The organism is Anabaena sp. PCC 7108 (genome assembly GCF_000332135.1).
GTDB lineage: Bacteria > Cyanobacteriota > Cyanobacteriia > Cyanobacteriales > Nostocaceae > Anabaena.
Genome location: NZ_KB235896.1, coordinates 1,070,497 through 1,087,034 on the forward strand (window position 1 = coordinate 1,070,497; position 16,538 = coordinate 1,087,034).

Annotated in this window: 20 protein-coding genes; 1 reads left to right on the top strand and 19 read right to left on the bottom strand. The window is 42.8% G+C overall.

The genetic code is table 11. The annotated features are described in order from the left end of the window. Positions 1-83: 83 nt before the first annotated feature. Positions 84-302, top strand: coding sequence for a hypothetical protein (locus ANA7108_RS0105575; RefSeq protein WP_016949784.1), 219 nt, complete (start codon positions 84-86; stop codon positions 300-302). 43 nt (positions 303-345) lie between these two features. Here ANA7108_RS0105575 and ANA7108_RS0105580 read toward each other — a convergent pair whose 3' ends face one another. The 19 genes from ANA7108_RS0105580 to ANA7108_RS0105685 form a co-directional block, all read right to left on the bottom strand. Further along, on the bottom strand, positions 346-1,575 hold the full coding sequence (locus ANA7108_RS0105580; protein ID WP_016949785.1) for a hypothetical protein: 1,230 nt from the start codon (positions 1,573-1,575) through the stop codon (positions 346-348). Next, positions 1,575-1,769: a hypothetical protein gene (locus ANA7108_RS0105585; protein ID WP_016949786.1), complete on the bottom strand. Its 195-nt coding sequence runs from the start codon at positions 1,767-1,769 to the stop codon at positions 1,575-1,577. The genes ANA7108_RS0105580 and ANA7108_RS0105585 overlap by 1 nt, the downstream gene beginning before the upstream one ends. A gap of 16 nt (positions 1,770-1,785) precedes the next feature. Next, positions 1,786-5,586, bottom strand: coding sequence for a DUF935 domain-containing protein (locus ANA7108_RS28115; protein ID WP_016949787.1), 3,801 nt, complete (start codon positions 5,584-5,586; stop codon positions 1,786-1,788). 145 nt (positions 5,587-5,731) lie between these two features. Continuing rightward, positions 5,732-7,045, bottom strand: a complete 1,314-nt coding sequence (locus ANA7108_RS0105595; RefSeq protein WP_016949788.1) for a terminase large subunit domain-containing protein — start codon at positions 7,043-7,045, stop codon at positions 5,732-5,734. A 2-nt stretch (positions 7,046-7,047) separates the two neighbouring features. After that, positions 7,048-7,593 carry a DUF3486 family protein gene (locus tag ANA7108_RS0105600; protein ID WP_016949789.1) on the bottom strand — a complete coding sequence of 182 codons (546 nt, stop codon included), beginning with the start codon at positions 7,591-7,593 and terminating at the stop codon, positions 7,048-7,050. Continuing rightward, on the bottom strand, positions 7,559-7,954 hold the full coding sequence (locus ANA7108_RS0105605; RefSeq protein ID WP_016949790.1) for a Mor transcription activator family protein: 396 nt from the start codon (positions 7,952-7,954) through the stop codon (positions 7,559-7,561). Before ANA7108_RS0105605 ends, ANA7108_RS0105600 begins: the two co-directional genes overlap by 35 nt. 268 nt (positions 7,955-8,222) lie before the next feature. Beyond that, positions 8,223-8,639 carry a regulatory protein GemA gene (locus ANA7108_RS0105610; RefSeq protein ID WP_016949791.1) on the bottom strand — a complete coding sequence of 139 codons (417 nt, stop codon included), beginning with the start codon at positions 8,637-8,639 and terminating at the stop codon, positions 8,223-8,225. After that, a complete protein-coding gene (locus tag ANA7108_RS31165; protein ID WP_016949792.1) occupies positions 8,632-8,757 on the bottom strand; it encodes a hypothetical protein in 126 nt (41 codons plus the stop codon). Before ANA7108_RS31165 ends, ANA7108_RS0105610 begins: the two co-directional genes overlap by 8 nt. Next, positions 8,750-9,310: a hypothetical protein gene (locus ANA7108_RS0105620; RefSeq protein WP_016949793.1), complete on the bottom strand. Its 561-nt coding sequence runs from the start codon at positions 9,308-9,310 to the stop codon at positions 8,750-8,752. Before ANA7108_RS0105620 ends, ANA7108_RS31165 begins: the two co-directional genes overlap by 8 nt. 343 nt (positions 9,311-9,653) lie before the next feature. Continuing rightward, positions 9,654-10,130, bottom strand: coding sequence for a hypothetical protein (locus tag ANA7108_RS0105630; protein ID WP_016949795.1), 477 nt, complete (start codon positions 10,128-10,130; stop codon positions 9,654-9,656). A gap of 2 nt (positions 10,131-10,132) precedes the next feature. Then, positions 10,133-10,870, bottom strand: a complete 738-nt coding sequence (locus tag ANA7108_RS0105635; RefSeq protein ID WP_016949796.1) for a helix-turn-helix transcriptional regulator — start codon at positions 10,868-10,870, stop codon at positions 10,133-10,135. Next, positions 10,871-11,203, bottom strand: coding sequence for a hypothetical protein (locus tag ANA7108_RS0105640; RefSeq protein ID WP_016949797.1), 333 nt, complete (start codon positions 11,201-11,203; stop codon positions 10,871-10,873). After that, positions 11,190-11,456, bottom strand: a complete 267-nt coding sequence (locus tag ANA7108_RS0105645) for a hypothetical protein (protein WP_144052354.1) — start codon at positions 11,454-11,456, stop codon at positions 11,190-11,192. The genes ANA7108_RS0105640 and ANA7108_RS0105645 overlap by 14 nt, the downstream gene beginning before the upstream one ends. 3 nt (positions 11,457-11,459) lie before the next feature. After that, entirely contained in the window at positions 11,460-12,164 is a 705-nt protein-coding gene (locus ANA7108_RS0105650) for an AAA family ATPase (RefSeq protein ID WP_016949799.1), read from the bottom strand. 58 nt (positions 12,165-12,222) lie between these two features. Then, on the bottom strand, positions 12,223-12,519 hold the full coding sequence (locus tag ANA7108_RS0105655) for a hypothetical protein (protein ID WP_016949800.1): 297 nt from the start codon (positions 12,517-12,519) through the stop codon (positions 12,223-12,225). Beyond that, positions 12,516-12,719: a hypothetical protein gene (locus ANA7108_RS0105660; RefSeq protein ID WP_144052355.1), complete on the bottom strand. Its 204-nt coding sequence runs from the start codon at positions 12,717-12,719 to the stop codon at positions 12,516-12,518. Before ANA7108_RS0105660 ends, ANA7108_RS0105655 begins: the two co-directional genes overlap by 4 nt. 63 nt (positions 12,720-12,782) lie before the next feature. Further along, positions 12,783-12,989: a hypothetical protein gene (locus tag ANA7108_RS0105665; protein WP_016949802.1), complete on the bottom strand. Its 207-nt coding sequence runs from the start codon at positions 12,987-12,989 to the stop codon at positions 12,783-12,785. After that, positions 12,986-15,199, bottom strand: a complete 2,214-nt coding sequence (locus tag ANA7108_RS0105670) for a Mu transposase C-terminal domain-containing protein (protein ID WP_016949803.1) — start codon at positions 15,197-15,199, stop codon at positions 12,986-12,988. The genes ANA7108_RS0105665 and ANA7108_RS0105670 overlap by 4 nt, the downstream gene beginning before the upstream one ends. Before the next feature lie 1,008 nt (positions 15,200-16,207). Beyond that, on the bottom strand, positions 16,208-16,483 hold the full coding sequence (locus ANA7108_RS0105685) for a hypothetical protein (RefSeq protein ID WP_016949806.1): 276 nt from the start codon (positions 16,481-16,483) through the stop codon (positions 16,208-16,210). Between the last annotated feature and the right edge of the window lie 55 nt (positions 16,484-16,538).

Below are 16,538 nucleotides of genomic sequence, written 5' to 3' on the forward strand. Positions count from 1 at the left end.
TAAAATACCCTCCAGAAGAGGGCTAAAATAAATTAATACTTTTGTACTCTCCACCAGTTTAACAAAATATAGGAGAGTAAAACATGGACACCTTAACCGACGAACAAATAGAGGACTTATATATGGCAGCCCGTAGCCGTACAGACAAACTTGGCAAAAACATAGATAGCCTTCAGGATAAAATCACCACACTCCTAGAAAAACCAGATATGAATAACGAAGAAGCAGAAAAATTACACCTCTACTGCCAATCACTTCTGGCATTAGCGAAAGCTAGAGAAGATGTCTACAAAGTTGTCTAAAAAATAACGTAGGTTGGGTTGACGCAGGAAACCCAACACCCAACTAACAGGGCAACTTCTTCGCCTGCTCCTTCACCCCATCAATCCCACCAGGCACATTAATCTTATAACCACCAGGATTTTCCCTAGAAATCCCCTGCATCTTCTTCAGATACTCATCCATCGCCGGATCACTTAAAAACTCATCCTTCAAACCCTGAGACTCATCCAAAGACCCCTTCATCCGTTCCCAAATAGCATCACGCTTCTTGTAGAACTGGTCATATTCAGCCGAAGTCATAGACCCCTTACCATTCACCTGGTCTACCAACTTATTCAAATCCTCCACCGACTTCCGATAACCAACCACCGCATCATAAGCCGTCTGATCACGTTCATACTGCTTCTTCTCATCAACCGATAAAGCAGTTACATCAACCCCATCCAACCGCTGCTTCACCCCATCCAACCGCGCCGAATCATCAGTAACAGCAGTAGACTTAACCTCAACCTTCCTCAGTTCATGATTCAGAACCGGTTCAGACTCAGGTACAACCACAGCAGGCTCATCATCAGGAATCAGTTTCCGTACCCGCTCCAACCGTGCATCAACCTGAGCCTTCCTACCCACACCCCCATCAACACCTAGAGAATCAATTAAATTCAGCGCCTCTGGGTCATCTTTATATTTACGTCGTAGCCGCTGCACCGTCGCGTTGTAAGCATCAGCCCCAGACAACTGCAACAACTTCAACTTCTCAACATCATCAACAACCGCCCGCGCCCTCTCAGGCTTCATTGCTGCCACCCTACCAGCAAGCTCCTTTTCAAGAGTTGCATCTTCCCGCAGCGCCTGACTTGCTCTAATTAATTGTTGTTTGGACTTAACCCTATTGCTAACACCTTTTTCTAATCCCAAATCAGAGATTATCTTTAGGGCATCTGGATTGTTTTTATACTTAGCCCTCAACCCTGATAAAGTTGCATTGTAAGCATCCGCACCTTGCAACTGCAACAACTTAGACTCATTAACATCCTTAATTACCTGCCTTCCCAGCGCCGCATTTTTAGCACTCACAGGCATATCCACAAACCGCCCCGTCCGCTTATCCCGCCATCGCCCCTGCTTATCAACAAAGTAGCCAACAGGTGCAGCAGCAAACTCCACCACCTCCAAATCCTGATCATCCAACCATTCAGCAAAGCGTAGGGTGTGGAGTGGCAGTGGTTGGGGTAGTTGGGTATCTAGCCATTCAGCGAAGCGCAGGGTGTGGGACGGGAGAAGTTCAATCATTATCTATTATTAAACTCTGACACCTTTTTCTCTAAAAAAGCGGCATCTTGGGACAAGCGATATATTTCCCCGCTGTTTTGTTGAGCAGCCAACGCTTTTAAGAATCCGCCTAACAAAAAAGGTAGTTTTTTAGCCTGTTCTCCATCATTAATACATTCTTGGAGGAAAGCTTGAATTTCGTCATCTATATTCATGTTTTTGTCCTATTGATTAACTAGCTGTGTTGATAAACCTATTGCCCTTTTCTGTCACAGTTCGGGATTTTTGATTATGTACCCTAACAACCTTCATGTAATCATGAAAATTATCATTCTTCCAGATTTTTATAGCTAAATCTTCTAACTCATTGTCAAAATCAGCACTCCTAAAATATTTCATCATATTATCAGAAGCACCGCGAGAAAGAACACGAGCTATTCTCCTACCATTAATAAGACTTGCTTCAAAAGAATCACCTCTACTTAAATGTTCAGCAATATTAACTATTGCTTCTTCTGCGACTAAACTATTAGACCCATCATCATTTTTGAAACCTCCAAGTAACTTATTAATTTGTTTAGAATTCATGCCTAACATCTCATGAACTACAGGATGTGCAACATCATGAGCCTTTGTAGCTTCTGCTGTAAATCCATTCGCAGAATCACCAAGCCCCAAAGATTTTGCCCATTCCTCAGATTCTTTCTCATAATAATTTGAATCCTTAACCTTTCCGGGTTGTGGATTTCTTCCTACCCAAGCATCCTCCTTACTTCTTAAAGATTCAATAATTAATTCTTCATTTTTAGCATTTTGCTGATACACTCCAACCTCAAACTGAGCATCTCGCAGCATCCTAATATCCTTACCCGCATCAATCTGTTTTTGCAACTTATCTGGGTTAACAGGTACAACCTTTCCATTTTTAACCACTCCCACAAAAACAGTAGGTTTTTTACCAGGGGGGTGTCCAGTCAAACCCATACCAGATAAATATTTACCCGTGTTTCTATCATCTGGACCAGGAGTAAGCACAATTGTAGAACCTTCCTTGTATCTACTAGCAATACCAGATAAAAACTGAGGTAGTAATTCTGCATTTTTTTTATCAATCCGCCCCGTTCGGATTGATACAAGATCATTACTATTGGGTAATGATCTGCCGATATCATAAGTAGCCGTATGTTTCTTCCCAAGAAAATCATTTTCTTTTCCTAAGACAAATGCTTGCGGAACATCACCTAGTATTAGATTAGAATCTGCATCCGGTCTGTTGAGTAAGTTCTTGTCCCCAATATACGCCTCTATTGAAGCGCCAGTTTTTGTGTCAGAAAGTTTAGCATAATGTCCATCTTCCGACGCTAGTTGTCCAAATTCATCTTTTTTAACTACAGAATCATTAAACTCAAAACCAGAAATATTTTTGGGTTTGGGTATCTCTTTAACAGGTTCAGATGCAGGTTTTTTAGCTTCAGCTTTAGGCTGTTCTACTGGCTTAAGAGTCTCCTTCACAGGCTCAGGAATCTGAACATAATTCCTGCGATTCCCCATCACCTGCATAGAATCTTCTCGCTGTGAAAAGCCATTCTCCTTTAATTCCCCGGCAAATAAGGTAAATTTATCCTTACCTTGCATCTCAATCATATATTTATCAAAATCTTTCCGAGAAATGCGATCACCCAAGCTTCTCCGCACAAGATAGATAGGAACTAAATCATTTAGTCCTTGTTCAGTATTTAAGGTATTAATGGATTTATTTATTTCCTGCTCAAAATCTTTTTGAGATTTAATCGGCTTACCATTCCTCAATTCATAAGCACCACCAAGCTCTGATTTACTACCTTGCATAGGACTTGTATGATGCTCGATTTGCTTAACCACAGTCTCTGGATATTCGGATTTACCTTCTAAAGAGGAAATCCCTTTAACTTCAACCCTTCCATAATCATCCCGTTCCGAAACAGTTACCCGTCCCGAAACATTAATATTTGAAGCATCATAAGAAACAGCTTGTTTCTCATTTCCCGAAATTTCAACTTCAACCTTCTGAATATTTTGTTTTTCAGGTTCAGCCTGAGTATTTTTTGTAGTATTATCTTGTGCTTTATTTTTAGCATTACCTAAAAACCGCAAAGCTTCATTCACCGACTCCGAATCAGGGAAGTATTTAGCAACATCAGATGCTATTTTAACTTCAGTAGTGGCTGGTTCCTTGCTCTTCACCTTTTGATTTTTGGTACTAGGTGAAGTATCTCCAGAAACCGATGCAGCACCACCAAGCTTCTTCTTTAATGCCGTAACCCTATCCCCAGGAATCGCATCACCACCCTTCCTACAAGATTTAGTAGGACTAATACAACTTGATCCACAACTAATACCCTTAACGCAATTCTTCTTTTTCTTAGGTTTAAAAGGAGCAGCAAACTCAACTTCACTGAAATTACTAACATCACCAGGATTAATTAATTTATACTCAATCCCAGACTCAGACAGAGTAAAATTAAACCGCTTGACTAACTGTTCACCAACTCTGTCTTCAAATACACCAACAAAATTATCACCATCTAAATAAGCTTCAGGAATCGCACTAATTCCATCTTGATAAACAGTTTCTATAATTGCTTTTAATTCCAACAAAGAATTAGCATCTTTAACCGCCACATTACTGCTTTCACTAAAAACAGCCAATAGCTCTGCAAATCCAGGAATTTCCTCTGATAAAAATACAAAGCCCGAACTTCTTAAAAAATGCTCATCCTCTAACTCAGCAAACCCAGGCGCGTTAGTATCCTGCGGTACATTATCAGTAGCTTGCACTGCATCAACCCCAGAATTCTTCAGAAAATCCTCATTACTCGTTTGACCATCTCCACCGCTCTGGTCAATCACCTCATAGTGATCACCATAAATTTCCTTAACAGCATCCGGCTTCAACTTAAACCCCATATCAAACAGGGTTTTGTCCCTCGTAGACCGGGTGTTCAAATCCTCCTGTTCCTCAAACACCCGCCAAATCGTCGGCGGATTCGCACCCGGAAGATTAAGCTCAACAATCCACTTGCACAGCGTATTATTAAACGTCTGCGAGAGTAAATCAGCATCAGCCTTAGATACCTCAAGGCGTACCCCATCATGAGTATCAGCCGCAGCCTTACTCCCCACAGAGCCGATATTAGTAGTCAGCGTCTCGCCCAACACCGCTTCAGATATCTGTTCGTCCATGTAGCGAATCAATCGCTCATATAAATCAGAAGTACTCGAACGCGTAGCCTCAAGTAACTCAATCGCCATCCCTTCAGGAATAATCACCCCTGCATCCTGAGCCAAAGCCCGCAGCGCATCAAGCAATTTTTTTTGTTCAGCCTGAGAAGCATTTGCCCCATACTTCCCCACCGCCGTAGGCATCCCAAACTTCTCACAAAAAATTAACCAAAAACTAATCCCCTGCCTCTTGAACCACACCGGAAAATATAACTTCGACCCCAACCCCCGCCCAAACGGATTCCCATCCTTAGCCCCAAAACTGTGCCTAATAAACTTCCTTTCCGGCACAGCCTCACCAGAAACCATATTTTGCCGCGTCAGCAGCCGTAACTCATTCTTGGGAGTAAACGTAAACCGCCGTTGATCACGAGCCTTAAATTCCTTGACAAAAATCTCACTTCCTGAATCCTCCCACATCAGTTCAGAAACCGAGAATCCTTTCAACGTCGCATCTAACAACTCAGTCGTCAGATGATCCAACTTCGTCTCAATTTGCATCCTCACTAAATCAGCAGCTTTCTTGTCGAGCCGCTTCTCGCTTGCAGCTTTAACTTCCCAAGGACGCGCAATCACCGCCAGCTTTCGCTTCTGCAACACCGCATAAGCGTGAGAATCTTCCTCAATTTCATCGTAAAGCTTTAAACCCTTCCCACCACCCCGTTTCAGCAGCGTCTCATCAGGATTTTCCAGCGTCCCACCATAAACGATGTAATTAATGTCGCGCTCAACGCTGGCAATTTCCTGTTTTATTTCGGATGGTAGGGACATTTACACATTTACGTTAATGGATTTTTAGCATTTCATAACCCAAAACTCACACCACAAACCAGCCTGAAAAACTGCACTCAACGGGACACATAAATTGATAAAAATCCTGTATATCCTTAAATCCTGGACATCCTGATTCTGACAACTAAAACCCAACCCAATCCCTCAACCCAAAACCTAATCTCTTCTGCCCCAAAGCCTGAAATTCAATCGGCGAACCCGGATTAGCCCCAGCATATAACCCCAAAAACGCAGCCCAAGCTCTATCCGCGTGACCATTCTCCGTCGCATCCGCATCAAACCGTACCCCACCCGTAGGAGTCGGCAACTTCTTCAAACTATGCAAATCCGAACGCAGATTAGAATCCCCCATCGGAATTCTCACCTTTCTATCCTCAAATTTCTGCTTCCCAATCGTCGCTAATACCAGCTTATTAGTGTTGGTAAACAACACCCCCTCAGTCCTCAGCATCCCATAACGCCGTTGGGCATCTTGCACAGGTTTCTCACCCATTCCCGACTGATCCATGCAAAGCCGGACAACCTTGTATTTTTTCATCAGTTCATCCAGGCAATCATCATGCTCGGCAAATGTCGATCGCTTCAAAGTCTGAACTTCCCGACACCAAAACACATCCCCTACCTTCTCCCAAACCCAAGCAACCCAAAGGTCACGCCTAAGACCAATATCATTGCCAATAAAACACGGTCCACCAGTGTACAAATCGGGTATCCCAGCATAGTCATCTTCAACCGCATTAATCAAATCATAGGAAAGCCAAGCTGAAGCCTCATCTAGCCACTTCAGTTCATATTCTTGCGCCCAAGCATCCTCATCATTCAACGCCCGACGTAATTCCTCAATATCTCGCGGCAATCCCTGCTCAACGGCTTGATAAATATCGACAATATGCTTACTCCAAATCGGGTCTTCAGCCGTCACCAAATCGTAAAATTTATTCCCCTTCCCATTTGGCGTACTCACCACCCGCAAATCATGCCCCGCCGAAATCACCGGAAACAAAGCTGTCCAAATCTTCCGACTATCCTTATGAAAAGCAAACTCATCCAACAGCACACTCGCACTAAACCCACGAGCCGTATCAGGATTAGCAGGTAAAGCCGTAATTTTAGAGCCATTAGAAAAAGACACCTCCAAAGCTTTATGGCTTCCCTCAGTGCCTTCCCATTCATAATCTAAAGACTCAATCGTCAGGGAATACGCCTTAGAGTGCAACTTAATCCCCTCATCCATCGCTTCCTTAGCCTGACGTTCCCCCCTAGAGAGAATCACCCACCGCTTCTTCCTACCCATCGCCTGAGATGCAAAGCAGCTATCAACAACCTCCAAAGTCGTTGTAAAAGTCTTGCCAGTTTGACGGGCAAACATCCCAATTTTGAATCGGTTCTTATCCTTCAACCACAACTTTTCATAATCGTATAAAGGTATTGCAGTCATAATTAAAACAGTCCGTAGACTTCCTCACGCACCCGCTTTAAAGTCTTTAAGTGCGGATTCTCATCTCCTTCACCCCCAGCCTTAATCGCTTCAGCCTCCAAAAGCTTTAATTTCTCCTCAATCTTTTTCTTCACCTCAGTTCGATATTTTTTGAGAGCGATTGAGGATTTATTTAAATTCGCAATCATACTTCCTAAAAAAGTGATCGAAGAAGCGGAAACCTCAAGGGTTCCAACATCGATTTTCTGCAAAGCTTGAAACGATTTATTGTACAAAAGCATCGTCACAGCTTCTGGTAATGAGCCTTCATCATCCTTGCATACCTCTACAAGGCCACGCGCTTGCTCCACTACCTCACGTAAAGCAAATAATTGCTCCTCATATTTCTGTCCATAGCGATGCAATGCGGATTTACTAATTTCATATCCTTTCTCAAATAATTGACTAGCTAAATCCTCGTAATCTGAAAACCCATTACGAACTAGTTCTTCATTCAGCCACGCACGAATATCTTCAGGTAGAAGATTGATCGTTGACCTCTGAGGCATTTTTTTCCTTTTGTTTTTTTAATAAAAACCAGATATATCTTCGACTCAAATTAAATTCTTTTGCTAAAGCGTCAATAGTTCCAGACTGTCTTTTTTCAGCAATCTTTTGATTTCTGACGCTTTTTTCCATCGCTCTACATAGCGGGATGTATATAAAAGTACCCGCGAATTCTCGCACCAATAGTTCGATATGCTCATAAGCAAGGTAGGAGAGCTTGTGTCCCTCTTTTATGGATTTAGGGATGTAGAGCGCTGATCCGCCAAATTTCTCTACCAGGGAAAGAGTAGCATCTAGTCCAATTAATTTATTTAAATCTTTAAGAGTTTTGGGCAAAACTTCAGAAATATCGCTGTTTTCCATTGTTAAAAAGTCAAATAATATCTATATATTAAAACATTTGTACTACTTAATAACAAAATCCCTGACAAATAGTGCCAGGGATTAATTAATAATATCCAAGTTTAAAAACCAAGTGTAAATCAGGAGAGTGGCGAAATTAAAATTACATCACAAAAAGGTATTTTCCGCCCTCCATAATCTAATCGCACATACCCCTTCCCGACCTCACAAATCTCTTCCCCTAATGGATTCCACCACCAAGGTGCATCCTTCCAAGTTGCCCGTTGCCCTAGTTTGAATCTGGCTTCCACCGCCTGACCCAAGCCTTCAGCGCCTCGATCAACTTGGCTTTCTGACTGGAATCCAACCACTCCATCCGTTCCACCCCAGTCTGTCGCTTTATCCATCGGTTTAGCGATCGGCGATTGCCACTTCCTGTTTTACCTTGTTCATAAAGCTTTCCCCATAGAATCAAAATCAACCTATTTTGACCTGAGATAACTTTGCTTTTCATCCTCCTAAAAGTTGTCAAAGCAGAGGCAAACTTTTCTAAATCTGTCTCAGATAAATCTTTAGCAGAATCAACCTGGAAATACTCTTGCAGCAAGAACCTATAGGTTGCATCATCAATTTCCTTATCCTTCTTTAAGATGTGGATTTTTGCTAAAAGCCGCTTGCGTTTTTGCTGATCAGCAATTTCAGTCACCCTCTTCCTCCTCTTGAGGCGGAGACTCATCAATCGGCTGATTTACCTCACAACTGCCTTCACCTTGCAGTTCAGTACCATCAGCATCAACCACAGTGCTTTGACTTGGATCATTCATGGGTAATCTCCATATCTCTCACAAGCTCCTGACACCCGCTTACAAAAACAGCCAAAGCCATAGAAGCTATTTCTTCATCGGTCTTTCCAGTTTTTTGCCCCAGTGCAACCACTGACTCATAAATATCTTGAGGAACCACCATGAAAATGGCTTGCACCTGCTCCTTAGCCTCCTCCTCATTTGGCTGATCCATTTGAGGAATTGCTGGAATAACCACAGGAATCGGCAAAGTTAGTTGTCCCGTGAGCATCGGTATCCCAAAACGCTTCAACTTGGAAACCATCCACAGATGAGTCATGGCTCGTTTACGCAACCAAAAGCAGGTAACTTCAATCTCATTAACATCAGTTGGCCAGTAGTAACCCCTCTCCGGAGTAGCCAAAATTGGGAATCCCTGTATACGCAGTGCCGAAACCACCTGACGCAAATATCGCTCATCAGAAGCCTTGGAAGCATATCCCGTAAGCAATTCAACTAAATCCTTGGCTCGTAAACCGTTGTTCGCGCCTTGATTTTCCTGGAGTGCTAACAGCACTTGTTCTGGTGTGATCATTCTTCCTCCATACTAGGAAAGGGGGCATAGCCCCCATTGATTGTGTGTGAACGGATTGTTGACCCAATCCGCGACAGGGGCGTTAAGCCCCTATTTCGTCGCCGGGTCAAGCGAACTCATCAGGCGGAACTAAAGTTAAAGTTTAAAATCGATCAACGAACCCTGTACGTAAGAAAGACAAACGCTATTTAAGCGTGCGTTTTGAAAAGCCAAAGAATTGCATTCCTGCTTCAAAGAATTATTTAAAGCTCGTTCATTTTGCAATTTCACAAACAATTCATAAGCCACAGTTTTTAATTCTGTTTCAGATAATCCTGCAAGATATGTCTGAAAAACTTTCCCCTCATGATATGCGCCCATAACGATAACCACCTACTTTAGCTAATGGATCAACAGCCAGAACCAAATTAAACTCGTTTAAATCCCTGATTTGAGAGTTTCTTCGTAATTCATACGATCCTTTGTTTTTGTAGAAATTAACAGAAACAAACGGATAGTTCACCGTGAATCTGTTCAAGCGTGCCACCGCTGGCAAGACGTAATACACGTTACTCTTAGGCGCAATGAGCGCATTTGGAAGGAAAGTGACTCCGGTCTGAAATTGATGAATTACTGAGTAGAATGCACTAGTCAAATCCAAAGATTTATACTCTAGTTCTTGGCGCTCTAGTTCATCAATAAAATTACTAAGTTCCTCGCGCAACAACCCACAATCCTGTCGATTAAAATCTTTAATCCCCGCATCCGCTAAAGGTTGAAGATAAGCGGCACACCTATTTTTTAATTCCTGGAAATCCAATAAATTATTTACAGCAAGCATTACTAAACCTCATCATCATCGATTTCATCCAATAAGCTGGAAGCAGATATAATCATCTTACCTAGAGGGCAATTAGCGCACTTATCATTGTTTCCAGGCGAAGAACACTTGCAAGCTATAGTGTATTTTGGCTTTGGCAATTGCCCTCTGCCACGCCCTATGAGCGAGGGCTTAATAACATTAATAGCTCGCATCTTTTCCAAAAGATTCAAACTTCGGCTCAATTTATATTGAGGGAATTTATCCTTCAAATCTTCGTAAGAAGTTACGCCACCACAGTAAATAGCATCAGCTACCCGTATAGTTAAATCATCGGTCTGGCTAATCTTCTTTTTATCAGCCTTCCTTTTTTTCCTAATACCTAAAGATTCAATGCTTTTTTCATCCCCAAAAACAGCCTCGAATTTTACCCTTAATTTGTAACAATTCGATTTGCAGCGATCACCTATCACTGTGTACAAAAAAGAGCCAGAAGTATTTAAAGCTTTAGCAACATCCCGAACTTTGTAGATGGAGCAAATATATTTTAACCTATCTAACCATTCGTCATTTTCTACTAGCTCTGGCTGCAATTTAGTTCTTATCAAGAAGGGTAATTTGCTTATTTTGGCATCGTAATTACCTTTGACTACCTTCGATACAAGAGAGGGCGAAACCCCTAGCTTTTCTGCCACTTTATATTGAGTCGATCTTTCAACTTCCTGCAATAAAATCTCTTTCCATTCCTCCAAAACCACCATCTAATCCTCCTTAATCAGTGGGAAATAAAAATCCTCATTGGGGTCATACATCGCATACTTGACTTGCACAGATTGCCCCATTACTGAGATAGAAACTGACTCACGCAATATCGGTGCAAATTGCCCCAAATCCCGCACCAATCGATAACGCCCATGTGTTACTAAGTTGCGCTTACCTGTCAATTCGACCAAGTACCCGCTTTCTTTTAAAGCCAAGATGTAAGTAGCTAACAATTGAATCGAAATCTCTAAATCACAAAACTCGGTCAATTCGCACAAACTAAAGACCTCAAGTTGTCGAATCTTCGACCACATTCGTTCAAGTTGAATCATTGTTATCTTCCTCTTGCCGAATATTTCCAAGAAGCTCCAACAATCTGTCACCAGTCAAACTTGCACCACAAAATCCAAAAGGATCAGCAGCATCATTAATTACCCAAGCTGCAATCTCCTGAGCTTCCCTGCGGCTCAAACCCACCTCAGAAGCTGAAAATTGCCCATCTTCCCAAGTCATTAATTTTGTAATCAGCGTATCAATTGCGTCAATTAGTCGCGCTTCATACCTACGCAAAATTGGTGGCATCATCTTCTACCCTGCCTTAGTTAAGAAAAGTTTGCGTTGCCCCCATTGGGAAGCCCCTATTGTTTGCCATTGCTGAGTCTTAGCCAACGCCTCTACCCGTGCTAAACCCACAATCATCAGCCCAACACCACCCTTAGCTTCCTGATGAATTTTGGTTAGCAAATCATCAGCAATTGCTACTTCGCTCACCGTGTCTGCTAAAACACGGGCATCTTCAATATCTAATGGCTGAAATTCCACAAATTGAGAAATCCGACGTGTGAGTTGCAATCGCAAGGCCAGTTTTTTCTCAATCCCTTCCATGCCGACCAACATCACAGGCACTCCAGAAAGGTCGTGAATATCACGCAGCGCCTCAACCATCCGTAAGTCGCGTAGCAGATAATCACATTCATCAATAAACAGTGGGCGTTGAGCAGAAGCGAACCATTCAGCTACATTTCCCAACATTTTGTAATTTCGGTGTTGTGGAGATACACCCAACTCAGAAGAAATACTCCCTAACATTGCCGAAACTGACCAAGTGGCATTAGCCCGACAATAAACACCGTTGGATTGCTCAACCAACCAAGAGATAGAGCGAGTTTTCCCACTCCCAGTAAACCCGCTTACCAGACCCATTCCAGGTACACTGTGATCACGCAGCTTCAGCGCCTCATAGGCTTGCGATAAACGCCGTAAATTCTTAACTTTTGCTAATTCGTTCTTCATGTGTTAAAATCCCTTATGTGTTTTTGGTAGGGGTTCAGCATTGCTAAACCCTAAACCCCTACTTTTTGGCTTTTTTACTGGCTTTGAGCATCTTTATCTGAATCGCTTTAATGCCTTCAACCAGCAACTCCCAGGTTTTGATTTCTATATCTAAACAACCAAAACTGCGGTCAGCGATGTAACGGAAATAGCTTTTATACGCCTTCTTTGCTGATGGAGTCAGTTGTTTTTGAATCTCATTCCAGCTTGGGGACTTAACCAACTCCTCAAGCTCAGGGTTTGAGTAATCGTAGTGATAACCCTGTGCCAATTCCCGGCATCGCTGAGTATACTTTTCCAGTTCTTCTGGTGTCATGATTTCGCATCCACCATCAAAACTGAAAACCCACCGCGTTGCTTAATTTTGATAAGTTGATTTCTCCAAAATACGGCTTGCTCCTCAGTCAAAGTAGCCGCGTTATACTTCTTAAACGACCATCCAAAACCCATACCGTGACGGGACAAATAAAGTCCTTCAAACTTGTCAAAAATCAAAAACCTTGTTGTTTCTTCCACAGTTTTTAGCTCCAAATAAACAAAATAAGCAGTTGAAACCACTCCCCAACAAGGCTTAACCTCCTACGCTGGGAAACTTTCCGTCCATAACTTCCAAGCCTCCTTAAACTCTTCTAAATCCTCAAAATCATCAGGTTCTGGCGGTTCCTCACTGCAATCAAAAAAAATAGTTAATTGCAGCCCATCTTGTAAAAATGGTGGCGGGTCGCCAAAGTGTGCAGGATTCCAGCAGTCAGCATCAGTGAGATCAAGAATTTCCTCATCAGTCATGATGCCAACGCCCTCACCTCCTCCTCAGATACCCCTAAGAACATCAACGCACCACTTCCATCTGGAGTTGTGAGGTAGTGCAACATCCACTGTTTGTCATCAGCAAGAATTGATTTACCAGCTTTGATTTCCCGCCACAAACGGCAGAAATAATCACCATCGCGCACCATTTCCGGTTGTCTTTCGATCCGAGCCATAGCCGCGTCAGCCTCAGCCAATTCCTCAGCCGACATCTGCGAATATTTTTTAGGTTGCAAAGCTTGAACCACGTCCGCTGCGGATTTTAAAGCAGCCGTTTGATATTCTTCAGCCTTAGTGGGGAAAGCAATGATATTTGCGGCTTTCTCTTCCTGCAACTGCTGATAATTTTCTATTGCTTCGGGAACATTGGCCTTCTTGGATAAAGCCTTCAATGCTCGTTTTCCTGCCTGCACACTTTCCCGTTGGTTATGCTTGACTAAAACTGCTACTTCCTGACGATTAATGCCAGTTCTAGCAGGGTCTTCAGCAATACAAATCAGCTTGAAATCTCCATCGAAAACATAGATTTTACCCATGTCTACCGGGTCAAACCGCACCTGCACCTGTTGCCCTATCCAAGTCGCTAACTCAGCAGCAATAAACCAAGTCCCCTCCAACTGAATGCCCTTCTTCTGCACTGTTCGCAGTCCATGAGATCCCGGCGCTTCAGCCAAGAGAATATCTAAAGCCCGCTCATTACGGATTTCCTTGATATTCCCCTGCCAGTTAGCTGCCATCTGGAATGGAGAAGTTCCTTTCAGTTCCGAATGAGGGTGATGGGCATAAATTGACTTAGTCCACCTGTCACAGAAAGCCTGGAATTCGGCAGCAGTCATACTGATACAGATTTCCTCATTCTTCTTCATGAGTCTGTCAGAGAAAGACTGCCTAGCTCTTAACTCCTGACGTTCGGTGACATCATGTCCAATGTACCCGTCTAGCAGTTCCAATAACCCATGAGAAAAAGTTCTAAAAACTCTTTCGATATGTGGTTTCTGCCAGGGTTGAAAAGGTTCACACAGCTTTTGTTTGATATCCAGTCCAGCAAATAAACGCTGTAGATAATTAGCCGTATAATCCTTGCCATTATCGGTTTTGATCACCTCTGGTACACCCCAATCAAGCAGGCATTGTCTCAGCAAAGTGCCGATAGCATAAGCCTTGGAGGTCGGGACAATCAAAAGCTTTAACTGCCGGGAATAGACTTCAATGCAACCAATAATCGAATAGCGTAATAACGCATCTTTTAGAGTGTTTCTAGTCCCATCTGTTAATAAGATGTCAGCCGGAGTAGAGTCCATTTCCCATAACTGGTTCAGCCGTACTACATCCTCTGAATAACTGCCAAAAGCAGCCATGAATTTGTTTTTCCACCCATCAGGATTAGAAGTGGCCGTGAATAACTCCTTGTTCTCCTCCTTCCATCTGGCAACCCATCGCTCTAAAGTGCGTAAAGAAGGTAAAATCTCCTCCTCAAATCGCCCCTTCAACGCCATGAGTATATGTCTTCCAGTTGCATGAGGATATTGAGCAATCATCCCCAAAACGAAGTCTCGAACCTGCGGATAAGCATCAATCTTCGTATCTCCAGCCCGATTGCCATATTTACCAGCTAAAGCCTGTACACTGCCTGTTTCCAGGGTTTTGTACCACCTTTGCAAAGTATTCGGCGATATGGTCGGAACAACTTTCCGGGTTTCTGAGGAAACGTCGATTTTTCCCTGTGAGTAATACACCGCAAAAAGATGATGGCAGTTGATTTTTTGCAGCCGGTTCTCTTCACAGAAGCTCTCCAGAACTCTGAGTATTTCTACTTTGGCGTTAATCCTGTCTTCGTCCTTGTTACCTCTCGCTGTCTTGTATGCCGTCCTTGTTTTGGATGGTGCAGGAGCGGGAATAACCGGGTTGATTAGGGTTTCTGTCGGAATACTGACAACTAACGAGGAACTGGTAATTGGTAATTCCTCGTTCCCAGACTCCGGCTGGGAATGCTGTTGATCTGGCTCTACCTGCTGTTTCAGATAAGCCTGGGTTTCGGGAGGCAGGGATGAAATATGGTATTCCTTGCCTCCTCCTACTTTCTGACGATCACGTAATTTCCAATTTTCCCTCTTAGCTTTTTTGCGAATATTGCTTTCGTTACCAGGTAATCCCGGTAAACCAGCAAGATCGGATGTCGAGTACCACATAAATTTAGTAGTCTGAAAAGACAACTAAATTCATAGTAGCTTAAGTTGTCTTTTTAGACAAGAACTTTTTTTTGCGTTGATACATAGCAGCAAAAAGCTCTTCAGAACTCATATTAAATCGTGGAGCTATTCGGGACAGAGTTCTTTCTGTCACACTTATTTTGCCTGTAAAATACTTACTCCATCTAGCTTTATCTATACCTGATATGGAAGCAAGCTCTCTCAAAGTCAATGAATTAAACTCTTTTGCGTCCATTGTCTTTTAAAACAACACTTACACAGCAATCATACAACTTTTCGAGAATTGTCCGAAAAGCAGTTGTCTAAAAGCACAACTCAAGGCATGATGGGATAAACAAAATAAATTGGCTTGCAATGCTAGATCCACGTGATGCCCTAGATCAAACTTTAAAACTTTTCGATTTGAAAGCATCAGAAGTCGCCAATATTAGCGGAATTGACGAGCAGATGATTTCAAAATATAGGCACAAGCGCAAAGATATGAATTCAATAAACCTTTTCAAGGTTATAAACGCAATGCCTTTAGAGGCAAGATGCTACTTTCATGCCTTGTTGTCTGTGTCAGACAATGAATGTATAAAAGCAAAGACTTAACGCCCGACTTAACGCCCGACTTAACGCCCGACTTCGCCCGACTTAACGCCCGACTTCGCCCGACTTCGCCCGACTTAACGCCCGACTTCGCCCGACTTCGCCCGACTTAACGCCCGACTTAACGCCCGACTTACGAATACTAAATCCTGGAAACACTTACCTGTAAACAATTCCAGTGTTTTCTAACAACGTCCAACTTTAAACTTTCACAGTAGCATCCCGACACATAAACCTACTGTCCCGGTCAATTACCAGCAAGCATTCTACCCCCCAACCCCAGCATGGCAAACCAAACCCTTGAAGTGAAGGCGGAAAAGCCAAAAGCTATACATTAAAAATGCCCTCTTTAGGAGGGCAGATAATATCAAAAGTACATCACCAAATCTACCAGAATTAGCCTAATTCACCGTCTAAAGCAGGCGGGGGAACTTCTACAGATGGCGAGGTTGCAGCAAGAGCGGTATCAATTAGATTTTGAAGTGCTTCATTACTCACCTCAAGAGCTTGGGCATTAGCCTCATCAACCGCCAAAAGTTCAGCAATCTTAGCCTCAGCCTCAGCCCTAAACGCAGAATCATCAGGCTTAGATTTAATCAAGTCAATGAGAACATAAGCTAATGATTCCAGCAAAGTGCCTAGCTTACTCAAAGCCCCAGAAGTCTTACTCATAGTTATAAATACTTAAAAAACGCAGTCAGAACTAAACAAAATATTTATAGCACAC